This is a genomic window from Streptomyces sp. KM273126, assembly GCF_004337435.2.
GTDB lineage: Bacteria > Actinomycetota > Actinomycetes > Streptomycetales > Streptomycetaceae > Streptomyces > Streptomyces acidicola.
Window position 1 is genome coordinate 1,485,383 of the sequence record NZ_SJXB02000001.1, and the last position, 25,473, is coordinate 1,510,855.

Below are 25,473 nucleotides of genomic sequence, written 5' to 3' on the forward strand. Positions count from 1 at the left end.
TCCTTGCCCGCTCTCGGCTCGCAGGCGCTCCGAACGCCTCCACCAACGGCACCAACGCGCCCTTTCAGGGCTGGGTAGGGGCCACACGTACGGGTGCGGCTGCCGTGGGCTCCGGCCGATGTCGGTCGCCTGCTCGCTGCACCTGCCCGGCGGCGACGGACGCGGGCGCACCGTGCGAACAACGCCCAGGAGCAGGACGGCTACGGACACGACCACACCCCCCGAGCTGATCAGGACCGTCACCGTTCGAGCCGCTTCTCAACCCACACGGTTTTCCCCATGAGTTCCGGGCTCACGCCCCAGGAATCCGACAGGGCGTCGACCAGTACGAGGCCCCTGCCCCCGATGTCCTGGCCGTTCCCGTTCCCCTCGCACAAGTGCGGCCTCGTGTCGCTCCGGGTGTCCCGCACCTCGACGCGGATGACGTCGCCCGTCTTCTCGATGGCCATGCGGACCTGTCGGCCAGAGGTGCCGGGTACGCGTCCGTGGGTCACGGCGTTGGTCATCAACTCGCTGACCATGAGCACCATGTCGTCCACGAAGTCGTGAGCCTCGGGGAGGCCGCAGGAGGCGAGGAAGTCCCGGCAGTCGGTGCGGGCGCGTGCCACGGAGCGTTTGGTGGTGGGGTAGTTGCGTTGGGCGGTCACTTCGGGCATGCGGGCATCCCCCTTTGAAGGGCACGGAAGAGCGGACGGTGAGCGCTCGACCACACGGCGTCTCGGTGCAAGGCTGCACCGAAATCCGCTGAAGGTGCAAGAAAGCACCGAGAGTTCACCCGTGGGAATGCTTGGCAGGTTGCCTACGGAGGATGCGTCCGGCAGCCTGCTAACGCTGGTCAGACCGGGTGAAGGGGGCGTCGATGGGCGCACGATCACAGCCAACGGCGCGTCAAGTTCGACTGGGGTCCATCCTCCGCGACTTACGAGAGGGCGGCACCCACGGCAGCCAGGACGCCGTAGCGCGCGAACTCGGCTGGTCCGAATCCAAGTTGTCCCGCATCGAGTCCGGACGCCTGGGCATCAACGATGCAGACCTACGCGCATTGCTCGACCTCTACAAGGTGAAGGACCGGGGCCTTCGCGCCTATGTGGTCGACCTGCGCAGACGAGGCAACGTACGCGGCTGGGAAACCGACATCCGCTCAGTCGTGAGCGCCACGTATGCCGACTACATCGGTTACGAGTCAGACGCGTCGGACACGTACAACGCCCAAACAACCCTGATTCCAGGACTGTTGCAGACGTATGACTATGCGGCGGCCGTGTTCAGCCAGCACGCTCCCGAAATGAGCGAAGAAGTTAAGAACGAACGGCTCGCCATCCGAGACAGACGACAACAAGCATTCAATCGACCCAACCCCTTGGTCTTCTGGGGCATCATCTCGGAGTCCGTATTCCGGCACGCCATCGGCGGACCCGACGTGATGGCAGCCCAACTCGAACACCTTCTGACCCTGACCAAGGAATACCCAGGCACAATCAACATTCACGTGCTGCCAGAGTCGTCAGAATCTCATGCAGCCCTGTTCGGCCCGTTCGTCATTCTCTCGTTTCCAGAACAATGGGAGCCCGACATTGTTTACCTGGAGGGGCTGACCGGCACCCGGTTCCTGGAGGAACCTGGAGAAGTCCGAGCTTACAGTAGACTTTTCAACCGGCTCATGATGTCGGAATCCCTCAGAGGAGCCGATTCATTGAAGCTCATAGAAAGCCATCTGAAAAATTATCGCAAAGGATAAGTCGGCATGTCGCATCACATAATCCCGGACGCATCCGCACTGGGCGTTGCGTGGCAGAAGTCATCCGCCTCCGGGGCCGATGGCGACTGCGTCGAATTCGCCGCCTACGCGGATGCCGTCGCCATCCGACACAGCAAGGCCCCCAACGGCCCCGCACTCCTCTTCACCCGCTCCGAGATGGAAGCCATGATCGCGGGCGCGAAGGCCGGCGAGTTCGACCACTTCACGCAGGGCTAGCGGCAAGGCCCCGTCTCCGCAGCCGGGCAACCAGCCGTGTGAATGCGACACTTTCGCCAAAGGTGTCGCATTCACAGGGCCAACATGCCGCTACCGCAAGCTCGGCCGCAACCAGCTCCGCGTCGCCATGTTCCCGGCCATCGACCCGGCGGCTGCCTGACCGGTCCGTACATCGATGAGGGGCGCCCGGCGAGCACCAGGTGCCCCTCACTCATGACGGCTCACGCCCCGAACGCCGGCGCCTTCACACTCGCCAGATACCCGTCCTTGACGGTGTCCACGGTCGACCAGTCGTCCTTCAGGATGCCGCCCGTGTCACCGGAGTTGGGGTTCCACGACCAGAGGGTCCAGTGGAAGCTGTCGGCGCCGTACGCCGACGTCGACCGCAGGTACGTCACCAGCGCGGCCAGCCACTTCTGCGCCTGGTCCGGGGCGCCCCATGAGTTGCTTGCTACTCCTCGTCGAGCGGCCTCACGAATTCCAGGGTCCACGTCTCTTGGAACTCGGGCTTGGGTTCCACGAGTTCGATCTGGGCGCCGCGGTGCCCGGCGCGCAGGGCGAGCCCCTTGTCCGAAAGGATCTTGACTCCGCCGATGACCGTCTCGAAGGTGAACTTCGCCCACTCGGCGCGCGGCACGCTGTTGACAAAGAGCCTGTCCTCGGGGATCACGAGTCCCGCGTTCGGATGGTAGGCGAGGTGGATCACGTACGGTGCTCCCGGCGCGGACTCAGCGGGTTCGATGATCCACTCCTGCTCGATGGGGAGTGGGTTCATCCGGTCGATGATGACCGGGGCGCCGTACTTGACGGCGTACTCGGTGGCTGTTACCAGGCTGGACGGGCCGATGATGTGGGAGTGGATCTTGTAGATGCCAGGCCTTACAGGGATCGGAGCCATGTACGGCACCTCCTGTCTTGTGCTGTGCGCCTCCACCGATGGCATGTCGCCACCGGTGCAGGTCTCACCATCAGGCATTGCCCCCACGCCACAAAAGGCAAGAAATAATTAGTTATGGCGCAGACTAATCGGACATTATTGCGGCGCTAGTGCTGACCTGCGAACCTCAATCCTCATCGCAGGGTCTAGAGCTGAGGAACCGTACGAGAGGCGCTCGACGAGTGGGCCTACGCCCGCCCCTACCGATCAGAACAGGAACGACGCGACGCCTTCCCCACCTGGCTGCACACCTACAATCACCACCGCAGACGCACCGCGCTGAAAGGCCAACCACCCGCCAGCCGCGTTCCTAACCTCACTGGGCAATACACCTAGGACCTGTCCGTGACGGCGGGTTCCGGCAGGACGCCCGGACGCGTACCGGGGACGGCCGACCGTCGTTCCTCGTGTCTGCCCAGCGCCGCGAGGGTCAGGGTCACGGTGACCGATGCGGACGCCATCAGCGTCATCGCTGTGGCCGGGGACGTGAGTTGGGCCAGCGTGCCCGCGAGGACAGCGCCGACGCCCTGCATGGCGGCCATGCCGGTGGCGTGCAGGCCGAGGGCTTGGCCCGTGAGGTCGTCGGGGGTGAGGGACATCAGGCGTTCCTGCAGGACCAGGCTCGCGGCGAAGCCGACGGAGGCGACGGTGACCGCCACGGCCGACAGCGCCACTCCCGGCCGTAGGACGAAGAACAGGTAGGGAACCGCCAGGAGCAGGCGCAGCGGCGTCGCGAGACGGGGGCGCAGCGCGGGCGGTACCAGGCGGCCCACCGCCATGTCGCCCACGAACATGCCCAGCGCCCCGACCGCGTACAGCGTGCCGGCGGCTTCGGGGGCGTAGGAGACGTAGAGCGAATCGCCGCCGACGATCAGGCCGTTGGGGACCCACAGGCCCAGGTACGTCAGGCGGCGGGGGCGTGAGGACCACAGGAGGGCGTTGGTGCGCCAGGTCGCCGAGACGGACGGGCGTCCGGAGGAGCGCGGTGGGCGGGCCGTGAGGCCCAGACGGGTGACGAGGGCCGACAACAGGTACAGCGCCGCCGCGAGGAGCAGGCAGGTCTGCGGGGACAGGAGCACCAGCAGTGCGCCGCCCGTCGCGAACCCGGCCATCTGCGTCCCGCCCCAGAGCATGTTGAACACCGAACGGCCCAGGACATAGCCGTCCTTGGACAGGATCTCGTTCATCAGTCCCCCGCGCACCCCACCACCCAGCGACGCGACCAGACCCTGCAGGAGTACGACGGCGAAGACCGCCCAGATGGGCAGGCCGGGCAGCGCCAGCACCACCGTCCCGGCCGCGAAGGCGAGGGCGAGGCCGGTCAGGATCGCCCGCGGGGGCAGGCGGTCGGCGCCCGAGAGCAGGAACGCGCCCCCCAGCAACTGCGCCAGCTGCGGGCCGAACATGCTCACCGCCGACAGGAACGGCGAGCCGGTGGCCCGGAACACCAGAGTGCCGAGGGCCAGGCCGCCGATCGTCTGGGCCGCGGCGAAAGCGGCGAAGGAGAGCAGGTACGGAGTGAACTCCGGAGTGCGGAACAAGGAGCGGTAGCTGCGCATGCGTCGAAGTCTCGGGGCGGCCCCGGGAGCGTGTGTACTGTTTCGCCGGCACACGAAAGGTCATCCACATGGGCTTATGGCAGATCGGCACCGACACCCTCGCCCGCAGCCGGTTCGTTCTCTCGCCGTTCGCCGAGACCTTCGCGAGCCTGCGACTGCTGCACGCGGGGACCGGAGCCCATCCGGGCGAGGAGGCCTGGCTGCACGCCCACCTGCCCGGCTACCGCGCGCACCTCGCTGCCGACCGGGTGGTCGCACGACTCGTGCAGGTGGCCATCGGCACGTCCTGGATCGCCGACTTCTTCTGCCCCACCTCGTGCGAGGGCGAGAGCTTCGAGGAGACCGTGACCCGGGTGCGGACGGCCGGAGCCGAAGAGGCACGGGCCAACCTCCGCGTATGCCTCAAGGGCCCGCTCCCCGCCGCTCTGGAGCGGGACGACCTGCCCGAGCGTGCGACCACGCTCCTGACGTACGTCTGGGAGGAGACCGTACGGCCGTACTGGGAACGCCGACGGCGCATCCTGGAGGCCGACATGAACGCCCGGACCGCACGGGTGAACCAGGGCGGCTGGGCAGCCGTGCTGGACTCGCTGAAACCAGGCACACGGTGGCTGGGCGAGAGCCGCTTCCAGGTCAACCCGAACCCGTATCCGCCGCGGGAAATCGCCGCAGGGGCCGATCTGCTGTTCATGCCGGTGACACCGAAGACCAGTTGGGTGTCGTGGGAGGGGAAGGAGCGGTACGCCGTCGTCTACCCGTGCCTCGGGGTACTCGCCGAGGAGCACGACCGGCGCCGCGTCCCGGCAGGACTCGGGGCACTCGTCGGGACCGCACGGGCCGGACTGCTGACACTGCTCGAAACGCCCATGAGCACGACCCAGTTGGTCGCCGTGACCGGGCAGGGCCTGGGGTCGGTGGGCGGGCATCTGCGCGTGCTGCTGAACGCGGGGCTGGTGGAGCGGTGGAGGGCCGGTCGGTCGGTGCTGTACGTGCGAACGGCGGCCGGAGAGGTGCTCATGGAGGCGTCAGGGGCCGGCACCGGTGACGGGGAGCCGTAGCCTCGGACACATGGCACGAGTCGCCCATGCCTGGGTCACGTACTGGCGCTCGTGGCGTGGAGCAGGCGCCCCGTCCCGGGAGCCCTGCCAAGGGGGCTGAGGTGAGGGGGGCGGCTCCGCACCTGCCCGCCGCCCCCCTCCTCGCCTCAACGGCTGAGCTTCTGGAACCTCCGTACCGCCAGCGGCAGGAACACCGCCGTCAGGAACAGCGGCCACACCCCCGCCATGAGCAGCGCGTGCTGCTCCACCCATGAGTCGCCGCTCCCCACCGGCGTACCGAACAGCTCGCGCGTCGCGGCGGCCGTGGAGGAGATCGGGTTCCACGCCGCCACGAAGCCCAGCCAGTCGGGCATGAGCTGGGGCGCGACGTAGATGCTGGAGATCATCGTCAAGGGGAAGGCGACCGCGAACAGGCCGCCCGCCGCCTCGGGGTTGGGGACCAGGAGCCCGAGCCACACGCCGATCCAGATCAGCGCGAAACGCAGCCACAGCAGCAGTCCGAAGGCGGCCAGGAAGCCGAGGCCGCCGTCGGGGCGCCAACCCATCGCCACCGCCGTGAGCATCATGATCGCCAACTCCGCGCAGGCGGTGATCAGATCGGTCACCCCGCGTCCCGCGACCACCGCCGACGACGCCATCGGCATGGAGCGGAAGCGGTCGATGACGCCTTTGGTGGAGTCGTGGACCACGACCGTCGCCGTGTTGATGAAGCCGAACGCCATCGTCATCACGAACATGCCCGGCATCAGGAAGTCCTTGTAGTCCCCGCCGCCGGGCACCTTCATGGCGCTGCCGAAGACATAGCCGTAGAGGAGGACCGAGAGGATCGGGAAGCCGAGCTGCCAGGCGATGTTGACCGGCTGACGCTGGTAGTGGGTCAGGCCGCGGCGGACGATGTTCCAGCAGTCGGCCAGCGCCCAGTACGCCCGTCCGTGGGCGGGCCGCCCGGTGAGGTCGAGGGCGCTCATGCCGCCGCCTCCTTCCCCGTACCCGTCTTCCCCGTACTCGCCGAAGGTTCCGTACGGTGTCCGGTCAGGCGCAGGAACACGTCGTCGAGGCTCGGCCTGCGCAGTCCGATGTCCTCGACCACCACGCCCTCGTCCTGCAACGTCCGTGCCACCTCCGTCAGGGCCGCCACGCGGTCCGTCACCTGGGCGTGGACGCGCGACTCCGCCTCGACCGCCTCCGGTTCGCCGTCCGCGACGCGGGCGACCACCTTCACCGCTCGGGGGATGTCGGACCGCTCGGCCACGACGACCTCGATCCGGTCGCCGCCGACGGTGCTCTTCAGTCCGTCCGGGGTGTCGTCCGCGATGTCCCGCCCCTGGTCGATGACGGTGATGCGGGAGGCCAGCTTGTCGGCCTCCTCCAGGTACTGCGTGGTGAGCAGAACGGTCGTGCCGTCGGCCACCAGCGCCCGTACGGACTCCCAGACCTCGCCGCGGCTGCGCGGGTCGAGCCCGGTCGTCGGCTCGTCGAGGAACAGCACGGCCGGGGCGAGGATCATCGAGGCGGCGAGGTCGAGCCGGCGCCTCATACCGCCGCTGTAGTCGCCGACCCCCTTGTCGGCGGCGTCCACCAGGTCGAACCGCTCCAGCAGTTCACCCGCCCGTCGCCGCGCCCGCTTTCCGCCCAGGTGGAACAACCGGCCGAACATCTCCAGGTTCTGACGTCCCGTCAACACCTCGTCCACCGCCGCGTACTGGCCGGTGAGCCCGATCCGCGCCCGTACGTCGCGCGGGCGGCGTACCACGTCGAGTCCGGCCACCGTGGCGTGGCCCTCGTCCAGTCGTACGAGCGTGGACAGGATGCGTACGGCGGTGGTCTTGCCCGCGCCGTTCGGCCCCAGCAGGCCGTGCACGGTGCCCTTGCGCACCGCGAGACCGAAGCCGTCGAGCGCGCGTTTGGGGCCGTACCGCTTCACGAGGCCTTCGGCCCGTACTGCGTATGCGTCGCCTTCGGCTTGTACCGCGTATGCGCCGCCTTTCAACGCCATCTCCCCCTCCCCCTTCATCTTCACCATCGCCATCACCAAAACTGAGTACGATGTACCCACAAAAGAGTACGCCGTACTCAGTTTCTGTCCAGTGGTTTCCCTCGGCGGCAAAGAGCCACGTCAGGAGGGCTACGCTGATGTTCATGGCGAGGACCGAGACCAGCGGCAGCGGCAACATCAAGCTCACCCTGAAGCTGCTGTGGGGCGGTGGCGAGCGCCCCAGCCGGGGGCCAAAACCGGGACTGACCCTCGATCGGATCGTCGCCACGGCCGTCGGGATCGCCGACGCCGAGGGGCTGGAGGCGGTGTCGATGCGCCGTCTGTCCACCACGCTGGACGTCGGCACGATGTCGCTGTACCGGTACGTACCGGGCAAGGCCGAGCTGCTCGACCTGATGCTCGACCGGGTGCAGCGCGAGGCACTGGAGGCCGACCCGGGGAACCTGATGGCAGGGACCGGCTGGCGCCGGGCCGTCGAGCTCCTGGCCCGCGGCTACCTGGAGCACTACCGGCGCCACCCGTGGCTGCTGCGCGTCAACGAGGCCCGCTCGGTTCTGGGCCCGAGCTCCCTGCGCTCACTCGAGATCGCCCTGATCCCGCTCCAGGACATGGGGCTCAGCGACCCCGAGCTCATGTCGGTGATCATCTCGGTGCAGTCCTTCGCCGGCGGCATCGCGCGCATGGAGATCGACACCGACGCCGCCGCGAAGGAAACGGGCCTGAGCCACGAGGAGTTCTGGGAGCAGCAGCGGCCGTACCTCGAACAGGCCATGGAGAGCGGGCAGTTCCCGGTGATCGCCGCGCTGGCCGAGGACACCTTCTCGGAGGAGTTCGACCACTTCACCTTCGGCCTGCGGCGGTTCCTGGACGGCCTGGAGGTACTGGTCGCCGAGCGAACCGAGCGAACCGGGCGAACCGGGCGGACCGAGCGGACCGAGCGGACCGAGCGGCGCGGAGAAGGGTGACCCGGCGCCCGTCACGCCGTCACGGACCGCGACGCCGGCAGGTCCCTACCCACCCGGTCTACGACGGGCGCCGCCGCAGCCGCTTCAGCACCCACAGGACGACGACACCGGCGGCCACGGCCAGCGCGCCTGCCGTGAACCCGGAGCTCGGGACGCCGTCGCCGTCCCCTCCGCCGGCCTCCGAACCCTCGCCCCCGGACGACGACTCGGAGCCGCCGCTGCCCCCGCCCGGCGCGTCCCGCGCCACGACCGTGCTGCCCTCGCCCTCACTGCCGTACATGATCTTGGACCCGTCGGTCGTGTACGTCACTGACTCACCCTGTCTCTGCAGGGGGACGCTCAGCTGCTGTATCCGCTTGATCTTCCCGTCGTTCCAGTCGTACAGGATCCCGCCGAAGTACCCGCGTACGGCGAGCCGCTTGCCGTCGGGCGAGAAGGCCGCGTCGGTGGCCCACAGGTCGACGGGGGCGACGGGCCTGTAGACGTTCGTACCGGACGTGGAGAGCTCCGCGGGCCCCTCGTACAGATGCCCGCCGTCCTCCTGCTTGTCGATGATGTAGACGCGCCCGGTCCTGGGGTGGACGACCATCGACTCGGCGTCGCGGGAGCCGTCGGAGTACTTCACGACGTACTGAGTGGCCCGGATCGACTGGTCCTTGAGCTCCTTGGGCTCGGGCAGCCGATAGATCCACACGTAGGGCCAGGTGACGCCGTCGTTGTCGCCGATGTCCCCGACCCAGATCTGGTTGTCCGGCCCGATGGAGATGGCCTCGACGTCACGCGGCGTGCCGACGCCGGTCATGGTGATGGTGGCGACGGTCCTGCCGGTCTTGCTGTCGACGGCGTAGAGGTAGGCGCCCGTGTCCTGGTCGTTGTGGGTCCAGTAGATCCCGGGGTGTTGGCGCGAGGCCGCGAGGCCGCTGGACTCGTTGATCCTCGGGTCCTGGATGGTGAACCCGCCGTCGTCGTCAGCGGCGACCGGCGAAGCCGAGGCGGCGGCGAGGAGAACCCCGGCGAGGCCGGCGAGGAGGCGGAGGAGGGGGAGGGATCGACGGGGCAATCGACGAGGCATGCCGACAACCGTATGCCGTCTTCCGTCCACGGGCGCTGTCCGGCCGGTCCCGCAGTAGTCGAGGGGTGGTCCTGGCGTAGTCCCGGAGCAGTCCCGAGCACGTGGCGAGGCTCACAGCACGGAACCGCCATGGAGCGCTTACCCGTTGGTAGCGATCGATCATGATGACCGCATGCTCAGGTTCATGCCCGTCGGCGACTCCATGACCATCGGCAGCGCGGGCGAACACACGTGGCGTTACCGGATGTGGCAGCACCTGTGCGCGACGTACGGCGGTCCCTTCCGGATCGTCGGCCCGCGGGAGGCGCTCCACGACAAGATGACGGACACCCCGACGTCGTACGCCTACGCGGACCCGGACTTCCCCCGCGCCCACCTGGCGGGGTGGGGCGAGGGCTGGCTCCACATGGCGCCGCTGATCACGGAGACGGTGCGGACCCATCGGGCGGACGTGCTGCTGGTCTCCCTGGGCCTGATCGACCTGGGCTTCTACACGGACGCGGACCAGACGGCGGAGAACGTACGGCGCTTCGTGGCCGGAGCCCGCCTGGGGAACCCGCGCGTCCACATGGTCCTGCTGCCGGTGATCCCGAACATCCGGGCGGAGTCGGACGCCGCCTTCGCCGCCCAGGTGACCCGCTTCAACGAACTCCTCGCCAAGACGGCGGCCGACCTGGACGAACTCCGCTCCCCGCTCCTGCTCGCCTCACCCCCGCCGTCGTACGACATCCACCAGGACACCTACGACGGCACACACCCGAACGAGAGCGGCGAACACCGGATAGCGGCGGCCTTCGCCGACGCCATGCACCAGGCGTGGGACCTGGGCGAGCCGTACGACGCTCAGCGCTGACGCCGTCGAGTACAAGGGCCGTGTCCGGGCGCCGTGCGTATCGTTATACCGCGCGGCTGTACTCGTCCATGGGGCAGCCGGGGAGGAGCGCCACGATGACCGTCCTTGAAGACAGGATCGAGATGGCCGAGGAAAACGACGAGCTGACTCTTGACCAGCTGTTCGAGTCGCTTGAGCGGTTCACCCCCGAGGGATACAAGGTCGATATCGTCGAGGGGGCCATCTTCATGTCGCCGCAGCGGGACACGCACTGGGAGATCATCCTGGACATCGTTGAGCAACTGCGCACCAAGTACCCGCGCAAGCGCTTGAAGTCGGACGTCCGCGTCGACTACCCCGGGCACCTCAACGGTTTCGCCTCCGATGTGACGCTGATGGCGGAGGGCGCCGAGAAGGCCGAGGGGCTTTGGTGCCACAAGGACGTCGAGTTCGTAGCCGAGGTCATCTCGAAGGGCACGGCCCACAATGACTACGGCCCCAAGAAGACCGCCTACGCCGTCGCCGAAGTGCCCGTATACCTGATCGCCGACCCCTACCAGGGCAAATGCCACCTCTACACCCAGCCCAAGGGCGGCGAATACCTCACCGAACTGTCCGTCGCCTTCGGCGCTGACATCGACATGACCACCACTCTCCTCGGCCTCACCCTCAAGACCGACGAGTTCCCCCGGGACTGACCCGCCGCGCCGCGAACCCCGGGCACCTTGCCTAGAGCGCACTCGACGTCGTTGGCTTGGCAGTCATGAAGTACACACAGCTCGGACGCACGGGACTCAAGGTCAGCCGACTGGTGCTCGGCACCATGAACTTCGGACCGCAGACGGACGAAGCGGACAGCCACGCGATCATGGACGCGGCGCTGGACGCGGGGATCAACTTCTTCGACACCGCGAACGTGTACGGCTGGGGCGAGAACAAGGGCCGCACCGAGAGCATCATCGGCAACTGGTTCGCCAAGGGCGGGGAGCGGCGCGACAAGGTCGTGCTCGCCACCAAGGTCTACGGGAACATGGACCCCGACGGCGCCACCGTCTGGCCCAACCACGACAAGCTCTCCGCGCTGAACATCCGGCGGGCGGTGGAGGCCAGCCTGAAGCGCCTCCAGACCGACCACATCGACCTGTACCAGTTCCACCACATCGACCGGGACACCCCCTTCGATGAGATCTGGCAGGCCGTCGACGTCCTCGTGCAGCAGGGCAAGATCCTGTACGCGGGCTCCAGCAATTTCCCCGGCTACAAGATCGCCCAGGCCAACGAGACCGCCGCCCGGCGCGGCGGCACCATCGGCCTCGTCAGCGAGCAGTGCCTCTACAACCTCGCCGAGCGCCGCGCCGAGATGGAGGTCATCCCGGCCGCCCAGGAGTACGGCCTCGGAGTCATCCCGTGGTCACCCCTGCACGGCGGGCTGCTGGGCGGTGTGATCAAGAAGGAGGCCAAGGGCGGCCGCAGGAGCAGCGGCCGGACCGCCGAGGCGCTCACCGATCCCGCCGTCCGCGCGCAGGTCCAGGCGTACGAGGACCTGCTGGAGAAGCACGGCACCGAGCCCGGCGAGGCGGCCCTCGCCTGGCTGCTGACCCGTCCGGGCATCACGGGCCCGATCGTGGGCCCGCGCACCGCCGAGCAGCTGGAGTCGGCGATCCGGGCGTCCGAGCTGGAGCTGTCCGCGGAGCTGCTGACCGCACTGGACGAGATCTTCCCGGGCCCGGGCCCGTCTCCGGAGGCCTTCGCCTGGTAAGAGCCCCTGCAAAGGGGCGCGGGGAACTGCGCGACCAGCCACATGGCACCCGCAGCCAACCAACAACGCGCAGTTCCCCGGCTCATCGAGCGGAGCGACTACTTGCCGAGCGCCGAGGCCATGGCAACGAGGGCGAACATCATCACGAGCACACCGGCCATGATCCGGTTACGGGTCTTCGGGTCCACGTAGGTGAGGTTAACCGGCCGCCCCGAGCGCCCAGCGGGCGACCGTCTCGTATCGCGGCTGCTCCCCCGGCACCCCCGACCACGGCAGGTTGCTGCGCACCATCGCCAGCTCGGACACCGTCCACGTACGGCTGGTGAAGAGGGCGAGGCTCTCTATGTACGGCCGTACGTGGACCGTCTCCCGGCTGCGGGCCACCGTCAGGTGGGGCGTGTAGCGGCGGTGCTCCCCCATCGGCACCCCCGCCTTCCGTGCCGCGGCCTCCGAGCGGTCGGCCAGCAGCCGCAGGGCGTTCAGGTCGCCCTCCGCCCCCGCCCACAGCGCCCGCCCGCGCCCGAAGTGCCCGCCGCCCCGCACGGCGAGCGGGAACGGCTCGGTACGCCGTGCGGCGCGCTCCAGCCGCTCCGAGAGGTCGGGGACGAGGTCCTCGTCGACCTGGCCGTAGAAGGCGAGGGTGAAGTGCCACCCGGGCCGCCCGGTCCACCGCAACCGGTCCGCCCCCGGCAGCCCCTTCAACTCGCCGACGACGTGCTCCAGTTCGTCGACCACGTCGGACGGTGGCAGCACCGCCGCGAACAGTCTCATGGTGCTCATCGCCCTCACCCTTCCAGGCAACCCATCACCTGGCGAGCGCCCCCACCACGACGTCTGCTTCTCAGGCCGAGACCGAGGCGGAGACCGTGGCCGGCTGCTCCTTCGGTACAAACCGTACCCGCGGGTGCCCGCGGTGCCAGCCGACCGACAGACGCAGACCGCCCACACGGGCCAGGACCAGGCCGATCGTGACCGCGGCGGTCAGGGCGACGGCACCGCCGAACGCGAAGCCGGCGCGGGCACCGTACGTGTCCGTGATCCAGCCGGCGATCGGCGCGCCCAGCGGCGTACCGCCCACGAAGACCATCATGTACAGCGCCAGCACGCGCCCGCGCATGGCCGGATCGGTGGCCATCTGGACGGCGGTGTTCGCGGTGACGTTGACCGTCAGGCCGAACATCCCCAGGGGGACCATGAGGAGCGCGAAGATCCAGTACGACGGTGCCAGCGCGGCCACGACCTCAAGGGCGCCGAAGGCCGCCGCCCCCGCGATCAGTATCCGCATCCGGGCCGTGCCCCGGCGGGCCGCCAGCAGGGCGCCCGCGACGGAACCGACCGCCATGAGCGTGTTGAAGAGGCTGTACGCGCCCGCGCCCGCGTGGAAGATGTCGTCCGCGTACGCCGAGAGCCAGACCGGGAAGTTGAAGCCGAAGGTGCCGATGAATCCGACGAGGACGATCGGCCAGATCAGCTCGGGACGGCCCGCGACATAGCGCAGCCCCTCGCGGAGCTGGCCCTTGGCGCGCGGCGCACGCTCGACGTCGTGCAGTTCGCGGGCCCGCATCATCAGCAGCCCAGCGATCGGCGCGACGAACGACAGGCCGTTGAGCAGGAACGCCCAGCCGGTGCCCACGCTCGTGATCAGCACACCGGCGACGGCCGGGCCGACGAGGCGGGCGGACTGGAAGTTCGCGGAGTTCAGGCTGACCGCGTTCTGGAGCTGCTCGCGGCCGACCATCTCGGAGACGAAGGACTGGCGGGCCGGGTTGTCGACGACGGTGGCCATGCCGACGGCGAAGGCCGCCAGGTACACGTGCCAGACCTGGACGTGTCCGGTGAGGGTCAGGAAAGCCAGCACCACGCCCGTGACGGCCATGGCCGACTGGGTGACGAGCAGCGTGGGACGCTTGGGGAGTCGGTCGACCAGGAGACCGCCGTACAGACCGAACAGGAGCATCGGCAGGAACTGCAGCGCCATGGTGATGCCGACGGCGGTCGACGATCCGGTGAGGCTGAGCACCAGCCAGTCCTGGGCGATGCGCTGCATCCAGGTGCCGGTGTTGGAGACGACCTGCCCGATGAAGAAGAGCCGGTAGTTCCGCACCTTCAGAGAACGGAACATCGAGCCCTCGGACTCGGACACCTTGGCCTTGCTCAGCTTGGCCTTGCCCACCTTGGCCTTGCTCAGCTTGGCCTTGCTCTCGATGTCGGCCCGGGTCTCGATATCGACCTGGGCCTTGCGGCCCGCGGATCTGGGTTCGGGCGCCGGCGACCGGTCGGCGGATATGAGTTCAGGCGCTTGCGGCCCGTCGGCGGATATGGGTTCAGGCCGTTGTGGCCCGTCGGCGGTCATTGGTTCGCGTGGATCGGGCTCGCCGGCCGCCGCGGCTCCCTGCGGGGGCAGCTCGGTCTTGCCGATCGGTGTCGGTGCGGGCCTCCCGGACGGGACGGGCAGGCCGGCGCTGGGCGCCTGGGGCCTGCCGGATGCGTCGGCGCCCGTGGCCCGGAGTCCACTGGCACCGTGGACGGCCGCCGCTTCGCACTGGGCCGAACGGGTGATTGCGGCCGCGTGGGACTTATCGGCGCCGACGGCCTCCCGGGTCAGGGCTGAGGCTGCCGGGTCGCGGGCGAGCCGGGGGTCGCGGGTGGGCAGGGGGTCGTGGGTCGGCAAGGGATCGCGGGTGGTCGGTGCGGGGGCGGAATCTGCTCCGGGTCCCGAACTCAAAGGGGTTCGCCTCCTCGGCTGTCACGGACTTCGTCGGCCGTCCTCGGGACTGCGCCGGCTTCGGCAGTCACGATCATCGTCGTCCCCGGCGCGGCCCTCGGGAGGGGCGCCCAGGGGTCTCACAGGGGCGCGGCCCGCTCCGGGCGGGATACGCGCGCCCTGGGCGCCCTGTACGGCGGCTCACAGATGCGCGAGCTTCTCCAGGACGGGCGCGGCCTCGCGGAGCTTGGCCCACTCGTCCTCGTCGAGCCCCTGGACCAGGGAGGTCAGGAAGGCGTTGCGCTTGCGGCGGCTCTCCTCGAGCATCGCCTCGGCACGCTCGGTCTGCTTGACCACCTTCTGGCGCCGGTCCTCGGGGTGCGGCTCCAGGCTGACCAGCCCCTTGCTCTCCAGCAACGCGACGATGCGCGTCATCGAGGGCGGCTGCACATGCTCCTTGCGGGCCAGTTCGCCCGGTGTGGCGGTGCCGCAGCGGGCCAGGGTGCCGAGCACCGACATCTCCGTGGGGCTCAGCGACTCGTCGACCCGCTGGTGCTTGAGCCGGCGGGACAGACGCATCACTGCGGAGCGGAGGGCGTTTACGGCGGCTTCGTCGTCGCCATCGGTCTGGACGGACATGTTCTTTAGCGTAACTCATTACCCTCGCTAAAGACCACTGCACGTCACAGGCATGCCCGTGACACCGCCCACTCATGCGGCACGTCAAGGGTCCATCACCCATACGGGTGAGTCAGGCGCGAAACATGACACACCGCCGCCGAACGCACCCGACCCTCGTGTTCATGGGGACCAGCGTGCTCAGCCTGCGCATAGACCGCGACCTGCTCGAACGCCTCCGACAACACGCCGCGAAACGCGGAATGAGCGTCCAGGACCATGTGGTCCAGACGCTCATTCGTGCCGACTTCGACGAGCGGTTCCAGACCGCTGTCGAGGAGACGGAGAAGTTCTACGGAGTCACCGGAGTCACCGGAGTCAACGAGGTCAACGGGGTCAACCGGGTCAAGTGACCCGCTCCCGCTCCCGCTCCCGGCCGGCCCCGCTCACGTGAGTCCCAGCGCCGGCATCAGGTAGTAGAAGGCGAACACCGCCGACACCACGTACATCGCGACCGGCACCTCCCGCCCCCGGCCTGCGGCCAGGCGGAGCACCACGAAGGTGATGAAGCCCATACCGATGCCGTTGGTGATGGAGTACGTGAACGGCATCATCACCATGGTCACGAAGGCGGGGATCGCGATCGTGTGGTCGGCCCAGTCGATCTCCCTGACCGAGTTCGCGAGGATCAGGAAGCCGACCGCGAGCAGCGCCGGAGTGGCCGCCTGGGACGGCACCATCGTGGCGACGGGCGTGAGGAAGAGCGCGACGGCGAAGAGCGAACCGGTGACGACGTTCGCGAACCCGGTCCGGGCCCCCTCACCCACACCCGCCGTGGACTCCACGAAACAGGTGGTGGCGGACGAGGAGCTCGCACCGCCCGCGGCGACCGCGATCCCGTCGACGAAGAGGACCTTGTTGATGCCGGGCATGTTGCCCCGCTCGTCGGTCAGCTTCGCCTCGTCACCGACGCCCATGATCGTGCCCATCGCGTCGAAGAAGCACGACAGCAGCACGGTGAAGACGAAGAGCGTGCCGGTCAGCAGACCGACCTTGCCGAAGCCGCCGAAGAGGCTGACCTGGCCGATGAGCCCGAAGTCGGGCGTCGCCACCGGGTTGCCGGGCCACTTCGGCGTGGTCAGCCCCCAGGACGGCACCTTGGCCACGGCGTCGATGACCACCGCCAGGACGGTCATCGCGACGATCGAGATCAGGATCGCGCCCGGCACCTTGCGCACGATCAGCGCGAGCGTGAGCAGCGCCCCGAGCACGAAGACGAGGACGGGCCAGCCGCCCAGGTGACCGTCGGCGCCGAGCTGGAGCGGCACGGTGGTCTGCGCGACGTCCGGAATGCGCGAGACGAACCCGGAGTCCACCAGCCCGATGAGCATGATGAACAGGCCGATGCCTATCGCGATGCCCTTGCGCAGCCCGAGCGGCACGGCACTCATGACCCGCTCACGCAGCCCGGTCGCGACCAGCAGCATGACCACGAACCCGGCGAGCACCACCATGCCCATGGCGTCCGGCCACGACATGCGCGGGGCGAGCTGAAGGGCGACGACGGTGTTGACGCCGAGGCCGGCGGCCAGGGCGATGGGCACGTTCCCGATGACGCCCATGAGCAGGGTCGTGAACGCGGCGGTCACGGCGGTGGCGGTGACCAGCTGGCCGTTGTCCAGCTGATGCCCGTACATGTCCTTCGCGCTGCCGAGGATGATCGGGTTCAGCACGATGATGTAGGCCATCGCGAAGAAGGTGGCGAAACCGCCCCGGATCTCACGCGAGAGCGTGCTGCCCCGCTCGGAGATCCTGAAGTAGCGGTCGAGAGCGCCGGGCGCGGGCCGGGATTCCGGCTCCTGGGGCTGGGGCGCGGTGGCCTTGGTGGGGGCCGAGGTGGACATGCGGGACCTCATCACCAGCAGCGATCCCCTCGGAGCTGTTGGCGTTTCCTACGAACAGAAGTGGCCAGACACAAACGGTTTCAGTATGAACATATGAGGCCCGTGAAATGAAATCGTCACACGACGGCCTCCCGTTCCCCGCGCCAACCACCCTCGTAAGCTGTCCCCATGGCGAAGTGGACCCCGAAGCACGAGGCGCCGGAGCCCCTGGAGGGCCCCGTGGTCGCGACGATCACCGGCGGCACGATCGTGTGGTTCGTCCTCTTCCTCGTCCAGCTCCCCTTCTACGACTGGTACGCCGACCGCGGCCACACCTGGTGGCTGTGGACCTGCCTGGCCGGCGCCGGCCTCGGGCTGATCGGCATCTGGTACGTACGCAAGCGCGACGCGGCGCTCAAGCGGGCGGCGGCCCAGGAGTCGAGCGGGAAGACCGAGCACAGCGAGAAGTCCGAGCAGAGCGAGAACACGGGGCACACCGGGCACACACGGAACACTGAGCGCACCGAGAACACCGAGAACACCGCGCAGACGCCGGGTCCAGCGGTCACGGAGAAGCCCTAGGCAGTACCGGGCCGATAGCCCCTAGGTGCCGCCGTACAACCACGGCACCACCCCCGTCCTCCCCAGGTCGGATCTTTCGCCCACTCGGCGGGTGAAGCACCAAATCCGCACGTACCGTCTAATGCATGACGCACATCGACGCGGGCGCGGAACTCGATCCTGTGCATCCCGTTCCCCTCCCCGCCCCCGGTCGGGCGCTCGGGCTGACCGCCGCCGAGGTGGCCGAACGGGTGGCCCGCGGTGAGGTGAACGACGTCCCCGTACGGAGCAGCCGCTCCACCGCGGAGATCGTCCGCGCGAACGTCTTCACCCGGTTCAACGCGATCATCGGTGTGCTCTGGTTGATCATGCTGTTCGTCGCGCCGTTCCAGGACAGCCTGTTCGGGTACGTCATCCTGGCGAACACGGGCATCGGGATCATCCAGGAGTGGCGCGCCAAGAAGACGCTGGACTCGCTCGCGGTGATCGGGGAGGCCCGGCCGATGGTGCGCAGGGACGGCGTCGCCGCCCAGGTCGCCACGTCCGGGATCGTGCTCGGGGATCTGATCGAGATCGGGCCCGGGGACAAGATCGTCGTCGATGGCGAGTGCGTGGAGACCGACAGTCTGGAGGTCGACGAGTCGCTGCTCACCGGAGAGGCCGATCCCGTTCTCAAGCAGCCCGGGGACCAGGTCATGTCCGGCAGCTTCGTCGTCGCGGGCGGCGGAGCCTTCACGGCGGCCAGGGTCGGGCGCGAGGCGTACGCGGCGCAGCTCGCCGAGGAGGCGTCCCGCTTCACCCTGGTGCACTCCGAGCTGCGCTCCGGTATCTCCACGATCCTGAAGTACGTGACCTGGATGATGATCCCGACCGCGATCGGGCTCATCATCAGCCAGCTGGTCGTGAAGGAGAACGCCTTCAAGGACTCGGTCGCCCGGACCGTCGGCGGCATCGTGCCGATGGTCCCGGAGGGGCTGGTGCTGCTGACGTCCGTGGCCTTCGCCATCGGGGTGATCCGGCTGGGGCGTCAGCAGTGTCTCGTGCAGGAGCTGCCCGCCATCGAGGGGCTCGCCCGGGTCGACACGGTCTGCCTCGACAAGACGGGCACGCTCACCGAGGGCGGCATGGACGTCACCGAGCTGCGGCCGCTGGACGGCGCCGACGCGTCGTACGTACGGAAGGTGCTGGGCGCCCTCGGCGAGTCCGACCCCCGCCCGAACGCCTCCCTCCAGGCGGTCATCGACGCCTACCCGGACGGCGACGACTGGCGCTGCACCGAGTCGCTGCCCTTCTCCTCGGCCCGCAAGTACAGCGGGGCCACCTTCAGCGAGGGCACCGGCGAGTCGAGCACGTGGCTGCTGGGCGCCCCCGACGTGCTGCTGGCCGACGGCGACCCGGCGCTCGCCGAGACCGAGCGGCTGAACGAGCAGGGGCTGCGGATCCTGCTGCTCGCGCGGGCGGCCGGGGACCTGGACGCCCCGGACGTCGCGCACGGCGCCCGGCCCACCGCGCTCGTCGTCCTGGAGCAGCGGCTGCGCCCGGACGCCGCCGACACGCTGCGCTACTTCGACGAGCAGAACGTACGGGCCAAGGTCATCTCCGGTGACAACGCGATCTCCGTCGGCGCGGTGGCCGGGAAGCTGGGGCTCAGTGGAGAGGTCGTGGACGCCCGGCGGCTGCCCGCCGAGCGGCACGCGATGGCGGACGCCCTCGACGCGGGCACCGTGTTCGGGCGGGTCACCCCGCAGCAGAAGCGGGACATGGTGGGTGCCATGCAGTCGAAGGGGCACACCGTGGCCATGACGGGCGACGGTGTGAACGACGTGCTGGCCCTCAAGGACGCCGACATCGGGGTGAGCATGGGCTCCGGATCGGAGGCGACCCGGGCCGTGGCGCAGATCGTGCTCCTCAACAACAGCTTCGCGACGCTGCCGTCGGTGGTCGCGGAGGGCCGCCGGGTGATCGGCAACATCACGCGCGTGGCGACCCTGTTCCTGGTGAAGACCGTCTACTCGGTGCTGCTGGCGATCCTGGTGGTGTGCTGGCAGGTCGAGTACCCGTTCCTGCCCCGGCATCTGACGCTGCTGTCCACGCTCACCATCGGCGTCCCGGCCTTCTTCCTCGCCCTCGCACCCAACGGAGAGCGGGCGAAACCCAACTTCGTCGGGCGGGTGATGCGGTACGCGATCCCGGGCGGCGTGGTGGCGGCGCTGGCGACCTTCGCGACGTACCTGATCGCGCGGCACTACTACACGGGTCCCGGCTCCCTGGACGCGGAGACGAGCGCGGCCACCCTCACCCTGTTCCTGATCTCCATGTGGGTGCTGGCCATCATCGCCCGCCCGTACACCTGGTGGCGCCTGTGCCTGGTGGCGTCGATGGGCTTTGCGTTCCTGGTGGTGCTCGTCGTGCCGCGGTTGCAGGAGTTCTTCGCCCTCAAGCTGGTGGGCGCCACGATGCCCTGGCTGGCCGTGGGCATCGCGGCGGTGGCGGCGGTCGCCCTGGAGTTCCTGTGGAGGTGGGTCGACCGCCGTCTCCCTGCCTAGGACCCAGGAGCTGCGTCTCCGGCGGCTCCGGCGACTACAGCGACTGCTGGGTCCGACAGCGACTACTGCACGTCGACGAAGTCACCCGACGACGTGACCGCCGGCGTGGTCGAGGTGCCCGCGAAGACGTAGCGGAAGGTGCCGTCGGTGCTGGCTGTGACCGTGGTCTTCAGGGCACCCGCGGAGCCGGACTTGATGGTCTTGACGTCCGTGTAGGTCGTCGAGCCCTTCTTCTTGAACTGGAGCTTCACGGACTGTTCGGTGTAGCCGGCGTACTTGCCCGTGTCCCAGTTGGCGCGGGTCAGGGCGCCCGTGACCGTGATGGTCCTGCCCTTCTTCACCGGCTCGGGGGAGGCGTTGACCGTCAGCCTGGAGTAGCGCTTGACGCTGTGGGTCTTGTACGCGTCCTTGATGACGTAGTCGCCGTCCTTGCCCACGGCACCGGCGAACACCTTCCACTTGCCCGCGAGGACGTTGCTGTAGATGTTCTCGTTCGGGTCGGCGACGACGGTGACCTTGCAGGTCGCGCTGGTCGCGTCCAGAGCGGTGCAGGTGCCGTTCTCGGCGTCCGGGACGATCGCACCGTCCACGTCAGTGTCGATGTCGGTGCCGTGCCACAGGAACGCGTAGCCGTCCTCGATGCCGGACGGGTCGGTCGCGGTCACCGAGATGGTGAAGGTCTTCTTGTTGGTGGTGCCGACCAGGACGTCCTTGCCGCCGTTGACGGACACCGACTTGATCACGGTGTCGCCGACGACCTCGTCCGCCGCGGCGGTGGCACCGAACGGCGTGGCCGACGACACGAGTGCGCCGGGTTCGGCATCGGCCTGCGCGGCCGGCACGGCGAGGGCGGAGAGCGCCAGGGCGCCGGAGACGGCGGCCACAGTGGCACGCATGCGCATGTGTTTCCCCACGTGTAGGGGGATCCCGCGGCAGAGTGCTCAGCGCACGCGGGAGCCCGAGTTGATCCTTTGGCCCTTTGGCCGTTCGGCCTATGACCCATGAGGCCTATGACCCATGGGGCCTTTGGGCCTGACGAGCCGGATGGCTCGCCGGATCAGACACACGAGGGGAGAGAACGGTTGTACGGGAGGTGAACAATTGCTGCCGATGTTACGTAGATCACGTTACTCAGGGGCTACCGGACCCCTCAGTCGAACCAGCGGTCCCGCGCCAACTCCTCCGTCCTGGACGGGTCTTCGAGCAGCGCGGCGACCTCGAAGCGGCGCGGCCACTGACCGGCTGCCCAGGCCAGCCCCGCCGCGACGCCCTCAAGGGTGGCCGCGTGCAGCACACCGTCCCGTGTACGGCGCCAGTCCAACTCGACGCCGTCGACAACGAGTTCCTCGTGCTCGACGTAGGTGGACGGGGTGGCGGGGCCCAGCAGCACTCGTACGGACTCCGGTACGTCGTGCTCCGTGCCCTCGGAGTCCACCTCGCCCGTCACCGACTCGCTCAGCCGCCGCACCTGGAACAGCTCGGCGAGGTCGGCGGCCCTGGACGGCCGTACGGGAAGCAGCGGCACCCCGTCCGTGAACGGCAGCAGATCGGGCGAGTCGACGACCACCGCGTCGGCCGCGTCCACGACGACGACCTCCCCGTCCAGCACGGCCCGCAGCTCGTCCGGCAGGGTCACCTGCTCGGGGTCGAGGTCGGCCAGCGCGCCGTACAACGCGTGCAGTTGCGCGGACGACACGTGCCGCTCCGGGTCGGCGAGGCGGTCGAGGAGCTCGGCGGCGCCGCCGGGCTCCTCCAGCAGGGCGGCCACGGACGTCCGCACGCCGAGCGCCCGCAGCACCTGCTCGTCGTCGAAGCCGGTGGCGTCGGCCTCGTCGTACAGGCCGTGGAGCAGCGGGTCGCCGCCCGCGGCGCGCAGACCTGCCGGGCGGCGCCCGCCGAGCACCGGGTTCCCGCGCAGCCACCACGCCGTGTACGACCGGACGATCTCGTGCGTCCCGTCCGGCAGCAGGACGCGTACGGGCTGGGTGAGCGCGTCGCGCAACGGCGGCTGCGAGAGCAGGGCGAGAGCTTGCGGCCAGTGGTCGTCGTCCACGAGGTCCAGGTCCCGCACGGCGACGATCTCGGTCGCGACGGGCGGTACGGGCGTGTCCGGGAGCCGGTCGAGGACGTCCTCGCACCACACGTCGACGGCGTCGAGGAGCCCCGCGTCGTCCGGCTCAGCGAAGTCGCCCTCCCTGGGCTCCAGTTCGTCCGGGTCGAGGACGACGTCCGTGGCGCGGACGAGCAGGAAACCGGCCAGCACACCGCACGCGGCCAGCGGCTGCTCGCCCCAGCGGTCGGCCAGCTCGGCGTCCACGAAGGCCAGCTCGTCCTCGCGCATGACCTGGGCGAACGGGCTGCCTGGGAGGACCAGCTCGCCAGCGGGCGAGAGCTCTCCTTCCTCGTCGGGGAGGGCGAGGGCGCCGAGCCACGGTTCGTCTCCCGGCTCCAGGCCCGCATCCCGTACAAGCCCGAGCACGATGTCCGCGAGTTCCTCGGCGTCGGGGGCGTCCTCCTCCCAGGCCCCGGTGTCCTCGTCGAGGGAGGCTGCCACGGCGGCGCGCACCTGTGGCGTGGTGAGCACGGCACGGGGCGTCGCGGGCAGCGCGCCCAGCTTCTCCAGGAGCGGATGGGCGGCGTCCGGGTGCGCGACCTTGAGGCCGAGCCGGGCCAGGGCCTCCGGCTCGATGCGCGCCTCGGCCGGGGTGGGCAGCAGGATCTGCCGGGGCCCGATCGTCGTACGCCCGTCGGCAAGCGGCACGGGCAGCCCTGACAACCGGTCGGGGTCGACCCCGGCGAGACTGTCGTAGAGCCGCCACCACCAGCCGGGGTCCTTCTCCAGCCCGGCCAGACGGTCGACGGCCTCGGTGAGCGGAAGCCGGGCCACGCCCAGCGTCCGCAGCTCGACACGGCGTTCGAGCCCGGCCGGCAGCAGGCTCGGCAGCACCTCGGCGAGGACCCGAACGGTGTCGGCCCCGGCGCCCTCGACGATCTCGGCGTCGCGGGGCCGAAGCGCCTCGGGAAGCTCGTCGCGCCGAGTCGGGCCGATCTCAGCCGGGCCGCCGATCTCAGCCAGGCCGATCGCCGTCGGGTCGATCGCCGGGGGCAGGAAGGCGGTACGCGGCAGCCGGTCGAGGATCGCCTGCCGCAGCGCCCCGTCGAGCTCGCCCTTGCCCAGCGGGCCGGGCACGAGGTCGATGCTTCCGGGGGTCACCGGCCGCCATTCGGCGAGGAGTTCGGCGTACGCGTCGGCCGCGCGCTCCACGAGGAAGCCGGTGAGCGGGCCGGGTGCGGCGTGGCGGCGCGTGGTGTCCAGCGGGAGCGAGGCGATGAGCAGCGCGGGCACGCCGAGCGGCTCGTCGCTGGGGGTGGGCGCGTGCACGACGGGCGCGGTGCGGGGGCGAAGCGGGGTGCCGTCGGCGTCGACGGGTACGGCCCAGGTCACGGACCAGTAGGGGCGCAGCCGCTCCTCGACCGGCCGGTCGGCGAGGAGCGCCGGGTCGAGGGGTCCGGCTTGCGAGACCGTACGCCAGTAGGTGGTGCCCTCGCGGGAGTCCTCGACGGTCACGCCGTGCTCGCGGGGACGGCGGCGGAGCGTACGGATGGTGTCCCCGAGCTCGACGACGACTTCATCCAGTCCGGGCAGGGCGAGGAGCAATGCATCGTCCACACCGTTCAGGAGCCGCTCGGCGAGATCCTCGGCGGCGGCGTCCCGCAGCGGCAGGATCACGACCGTGTCGTACGACTCCGGTGCGGTGCCCTCGGCCGCGAACGGCAGCCGCAGCAGGGGCACGTGGCCGTCGCGGCGGCGGATCTCGTCGCCCAGCCCCGGGCTGTGGCGGGCGGTGTCGGCGGCCAGCTCACGTGCTTCGGCGAGGGACCAGCGGACGCCCCCGTGCCGTCCCACGACGGCGGGCTCGTCGGTGACGGCCAGCACAGCGGCGAAGCCGACGCCGAACCGTCCGACAGCGACCTCGTGCGTGTCCCGCTTGGCGGAGGCGCGCAGGGTGGACAGGGACTCCACGCCGGTCGCGTCGAGGGGCGCGCCGGTGTTGGCGGCGACGAGGACGCCACCGCGGAGGGTGAGCCGCAGGCGGCCGGGGACCTTGGCCCGCGCGGCGGCGTCGGCGGCGTTCTGGGCGAGCTCGACGACGAGCCGATCCCGGTACCCGCCGAGTACCAGGTCCTCCTCGGCGTTGGCGTCCTCACGGAAGCGGGCCGGGCTGGTGGCCCAGGCGTCCAGCACCCCGCGCCGCAGCCGGGCCGTGCCGAACGGGTCCGCGCCCTCGGCCGCGGGCCGCACGAACTTGCTCACGGTTCTTCTCCTCGTCGACGTGAGGACGAAGGTACCGCCTGAGGAGCATGGGCGTGCGCGCCGCCCGTCCTGGACCTCGGCCGCAGCTTTGGCCCTTCGCTGAGATGACTACATGCCGGTGGCCGCAACGGAGCCGAACCGAAGCTTGCGGTGAGCAGACTTGCGGTGAGCAGTGCTGCCCCTCGTGCAGGCCCTGGAGGACCACTGGCTGTTGCGGGGCAGCACGTTGTCGCGGGACCGGCCGCTGTGGAGCGGCGCACGGCCAGCAGCCCTGACGCCTGTCAGTGTGAGGCCTTGGCTGTGTCGACCACCTCGGAACCTTCACGACGGATCCGCTCGACACCCCAGGCACCGAGCGGCTCGAGTGCTTGATTGAGCGTGCGCCCGTGCTCGGTCAGGGAGTACTCGACCCGGGGCGGCACCTCGGCATAGACCTTCCGGTGTACGAGACCGTCCTGCTCCATTTCGCGCAGGTGCTGGGTCAGCATCTTCTCGCTCACTCCCGGCAGACCACGACGGAGTTCGGCGAAGCGCCGTACGCGATGGGCGTCGAGTTCCCAGAGGATCAGCCCCTTCCACTTGCCGCTCACGACGTCGAGCGCGGCGTCGATGCCACAGATGTAGGGCCCGCATCTCGGCGCCTTGGCCATCGCTGATCTCCTCACTTACGAAAAGGTAAGTACCGCAGTATTT

Annotated in this window: 23 protein-coding genes and 2 pseudogenes; 11 read left to right on the plus strand and 14 right to left on the minus strand. The window is 69.5% G+C overall.

Going from position 1 to position 25,473, the window contains the following annotated elements; genetic code table 11:
- Positions 1–239: 239 nt before the first annotated feature.
- Entirely contained in the window at positions 240–656 is a 417-nt protein-coding gene (locus E0500_RS06370) for an ATP-binding protein (protein WP_131568744.1), read from the minus strand.
- A 203-nt stretch (positions 657–859) separates the two neighbouring features.
- On the opposite strand from E0500_RS06370, the gene E0500_RS06375 reads away from it, so the two are divergent.
- Together E0500_RS06375 and E0500_RS06380 are read left to right on the plus strand one after the other, a co-directional pair.
- Positions 860–1,738, plus strand: coding sequence for a helix-turn-helix transcriptional regulator (locus tag E0500_RS06375; RefSeq protein ID WP_131568742.1), 879 nt, complete (start codon positions 860–862; stop codon positions 1,736–1,738).
- 6 nt (positions 1,739–1,744) lie between these two features.
- Positions 1,745–1,975, plus strand: coding sequence for a DUF397 domain-containing protein (locus tag E0500_RS06380; protein WP_131568741.1), 231 nt, complete (start codon positions 1,745–1,747; stop codon positions 1,973–1,975).
- Between the two features lie 230 nt (positions 1,976–2,205).
- Here the strand turns inward: E0500_RS06380 and E0500_RS06385 are convergent.
- Together E0500_RS06385 and E0500_RS06390 are read right to left on the minus strand one after the other, a co-directional pair.
- Positions 2,206–2,394: pseudogene (locus tag E0500_RS06385) on the minus strand (endoglucanase); the annotation flags it as partial.
- A 32-nt stretch (positions 2,395–2,426) separates the two neighbouring features.
- The gene (locus E0500_RS06390) at positions 2,427–2,873 is read right to left on the minus strand and encodes a hypothetical protein (protein WP_131568739.1); all 447 of its coding nucleotides are present in this window, start codon (positions 2,871–2,873) and stop codon (positions 2,427–2,429) included.
- A gap of 204 nt (positions 2,874–3,077) precedes the next feature.
- Between E0500_RS06390 and E0500_RS06395 the strand changes: the two are divergent.
- Positions 3,078–3,248 (plus strand): annotated as a pseudogene (locus E0500_RS06395) (IS481 family transposase); the annotation flags it as partial.
- Here E0500_RS06395 and E0500_RS06400 read toward each other — a convergent pair.
- Entirely contained in the window at positions 3,245–4,471 is a 1,227-nt protein-coding gene (locus E0500_RS06400; protein WP_181586894.1) for an MFS transporter, read from the minus strand. The pseudogene E0500_RS06395 and the gene E0500_RS06400 overlap by 4 nt on opposite strands.
- 68 nt (positions 4,472–4,539) lie before the next feature.
- Between E0500_RS06400 and E0500_RS06405 the strand changes: the two genes are divergently transcribed.
- The gene (locus E0500_RS06405; RefSeq protein WP_131568737.1) at positions 4,540–5,529 is read left to right on the plus strand and encodes a helix-turn-helix transcriptional regulator; all 990 of its coding nucleotides are present in this window, start codon (positions 4,540–4,542) and stop codon (positions 5,527–5,529) included.
- Positions 5,530–5,675: 146 nt separating this feature from the next.
- On the opposite strand, the gene E0500_RS06410 is transcribed toward E0500_RS06405, so the two are convergent.
- The gene (locus E0500_RS06410) at positions 5,676–6,497 is read right to left on the minus strand and encodes an ABC transporter permease (protein ID WP_131568735.1); all 822 of its coding nucleotides are present in this window, start codon (positions 6,495–6,497) and stop codon (positions 5,676–5,678) included.
- On the minus strand, positions 6,494–7,525 hold the full coding sequence (locus tag E0500_RS06415) for an ATP-binding cassette domain-containing protein (RefSeq protein ID WP_131568733.1): 1,032 nt from the start codon (positions 7,523–7,525) through the stop codon (positions 6,494–6,496). Before E0500_RS06415 ends, E0500_RS06410 begins: the two co-directional genes overlap by 4 nt.
- A 143-nt stretch (positions 7,526–7,668) precedes the next feature.
- Between E0500_RS06415 and E0500_RS06420 the strand changes: the two genes are divergently transcribed.
- Positions 7,669–8,490 (plus strand): TetR/AcrR family transcriptional regulator, encoded by an 822-nt coding sequence (locus E0500_RS06420; RefSeq protein WP_258572642.1) that lies wholly within the window; start codon positions 7,669–7,671, stop codon positions 8,488–8,490.
- 58 nt (positions 8,491–8,548) lie between these two features.
- Here E0500_RS06420 and E0500_RS06425 read toward each other — a convergent pair whose 3' ends face one another.
- On the minus strand, positions 8,549–9,562 hold the full coding sequence (locus E0500_RS06425; RefSeq protein WP_131568729.1) for a WD40 repeat domain-containing protein: 1,014 nt from the start codon (positions 9,560–9,562) through the stop codon (positions 8,549–8,551).
- Positions 9,563–9,734: 172 nt separating this feature from the next.
- On the opposite strand from E0500_RS06425, the gene E0500_RS06430 reads away from it, so the two are divergent.
- The 3 genes from E0500_RS06430 to E0500_RS06440 all read left to right on the plus strand — a co-directional run bounded on the left by E0500_RS06430 (position 9,735) and on the right by E0500_RS06440 (position 12,153).
- Entirely contained in the window at positions 9,735–10,415 is a 681-nt protein-coding gene (locus E0500_RS06430; protein WP_131568727.1) for a GDSL-type esterase/lipase family protein, read from the plus strand.
- A gap of 95 nt (positions 10,416–10,510) precedes the next feature.
- Positions 10,511–11,092, plus strand: coding sequence for a Uma2 family endonuclease (locus E0500_RS06435; protein ID WP_131568725.1), 582 nt, complete (start codon positions 10,511–10,513; stop codon positions 11,090–11,092).
- A gap of 65 nt (positions 11,093–11,157) precedes the next feature.
- Positions 11,158–12,153 (plus strand): aldo/keto reductase, encoded by a 996-nt coding sequence (locus E0500_RS06440; protein ID WP_131568723.1) that lies wholly within the window; start codon positions 11,158–11,160, stop codon positions 12,151–12,153.
- A 198-nt stretch (positions 12,154–12,351) separates the two neighbouring features.
- Here the strand turns inward: E0500_RS06440 and thpR are convergent, their stop codons facing one another.
- The 3 genes from thpR to E0500_RS06455 form a co-directional block, all read right to left on the minus strand.
- Positions 12,352–12,924 (minus strand): RNA 2',3'-cyclic phosphodiesterase, encoded by a 573-nt coding sequence (gene thpR, locus E0500_RS06445; RefSeq protein ID WP_181587214.1) that lies wholly within the window; start codon positions 12,922–12,924, stop codon positions 12,352–12,354.
- 70 nt (positions 12,925–12,994) lie between these two features.
- Complete coding sequence (locus tag E0500_RS06450) at positions 12,995–14,275, minus strand: MFS transporter (RefSeq protein WP_131572304.1); 1,281 nt, start codon at positions 14,273–14,275, stop codon at positions 12,995–12,997.
- 783 nt (positions 14,276–15,058) lie between these two features.
- Complete coding sequence (locus E0500_RS06455; RefSeq protein WP_131569308.1) at positions 15,059–15,496, minus strand: MarR family winged helix-turn-helix transcriptional regulator; 438 nt, start codon at positions 15,494–15,496, stop codon at positions 15,059–15,061.
- 164 nt (positions 15,497–15,660) lie between these two features.
- Between E0500_RS06455 and E0500_RS06460 the strand changes: the two genes are divergently transcribed.
- A complete protein-coding gene (locus tag E0500_RS06460; RefSeq protein ID WP_131569310.1) occupies positions 15,661–15,888 on the plus strand; it encodes a ribbon-helix-helix protein, CopG family in 228 nt (75 codons plus the stop codon).
- Between the two features lie 33 nt (positions 15,889–15,921).
- Here the strand turns inward: E0500_RS06460 and E0500_RS06465 are convergent, their stop codons facing one another.
- Positions 15,922–17,379 (minus strand): NCS2 family permease, encoded by a 1,458-nt coding sequence (locus E0500_RS06465; protein WP_131569312.1) that lies wholly within the window; start codon positions 17,377–17,379, stop codon positions 15,922–15,924.
- A 168-nt stretch (positions 17,380–17,547) separates the two neighbouring features.
- On the opposite strand from E0500_RS06465, the gene E0500_RS43570 reads away from it, so the two are divergent.
- On the plus strand, positions 17,548–17,940 hold the full coding sequence (locus tag E0500_RS43570) for a DUF2530 domain-containing protein (RefSeq protein WP_258572644.1): 393 nt from the start codon (positions 17,548–17,550) through the stop codon (positions 17,938–17,940).
- A gap of 125 nt (positions 17,941–18,065) precedes the next feature.
- Positions 18,066–20,465 carry an HAD-IC family P-type ATPase gene (locus tag E0500_RS06475; RefSeq protein ID WP_131569314.1) on the plus strand — a complete coding sequence of 800 codons (2,400 nt, stop codon included), beginning with the start codon at positions 18,066–18,068 and terminating at the stop codon, positions 20,463–20,465.
- A gap of 62 nt (positions 20,466–20,527) precedes the next feature.
- On the opposite strand, the gene E0500_RS06480 is transcribed toward E0500_RS06475, so the two are convergent.
- The 3 genes from E0500_RS06480 to E0500_RS06490 all read right to left on the minus strand — a co-directional run bounded on the left by E0500_RS06480 (position 20,528) and on the right by E0500_RS06490 (position 25,430).
- The gene (locus tag E0500_RS06480; protein ID WP_309504977.1) at positions 20,528–21,361 is read right to left on the minus strand and encodes a calcium-binding protein; all 834 of its coding nucleotides are present in this window, start codon (positions 21,359–21,361) and stop codon (positions 20,528–20,530) included.
- A 254-nt stretch (positions 21,362–21,615) separates the two neighbouring features.
- Positions 21,616–24,780 (minus strand): sacsin N-terminal ATP-binding-like domain-containing protein, encoded by a 3,165-nt coding sequence (locus tag E0500_RS06485; RefSeq protein ID WP_131569318.1) that lies wholly within the window; start codon positions 24,778–24,780, stop codon positions 21,616–21,618.
- Between the two features lie 281 nt (positions 24,781–25,061).
- Positions 25,062–25,430, minus strand: coding sequence for a helix-turn-helix domain-containing protein (locus tag E0500_RS06490; RefSeq protein WP_131569319.1), 369 nt, complete (start codon positions 25,428–25,430; stop codon positions 25,062–25,064).
- Between the last annotated feature and the right edge of the window lie 43 nt (positions 25,431–25,473).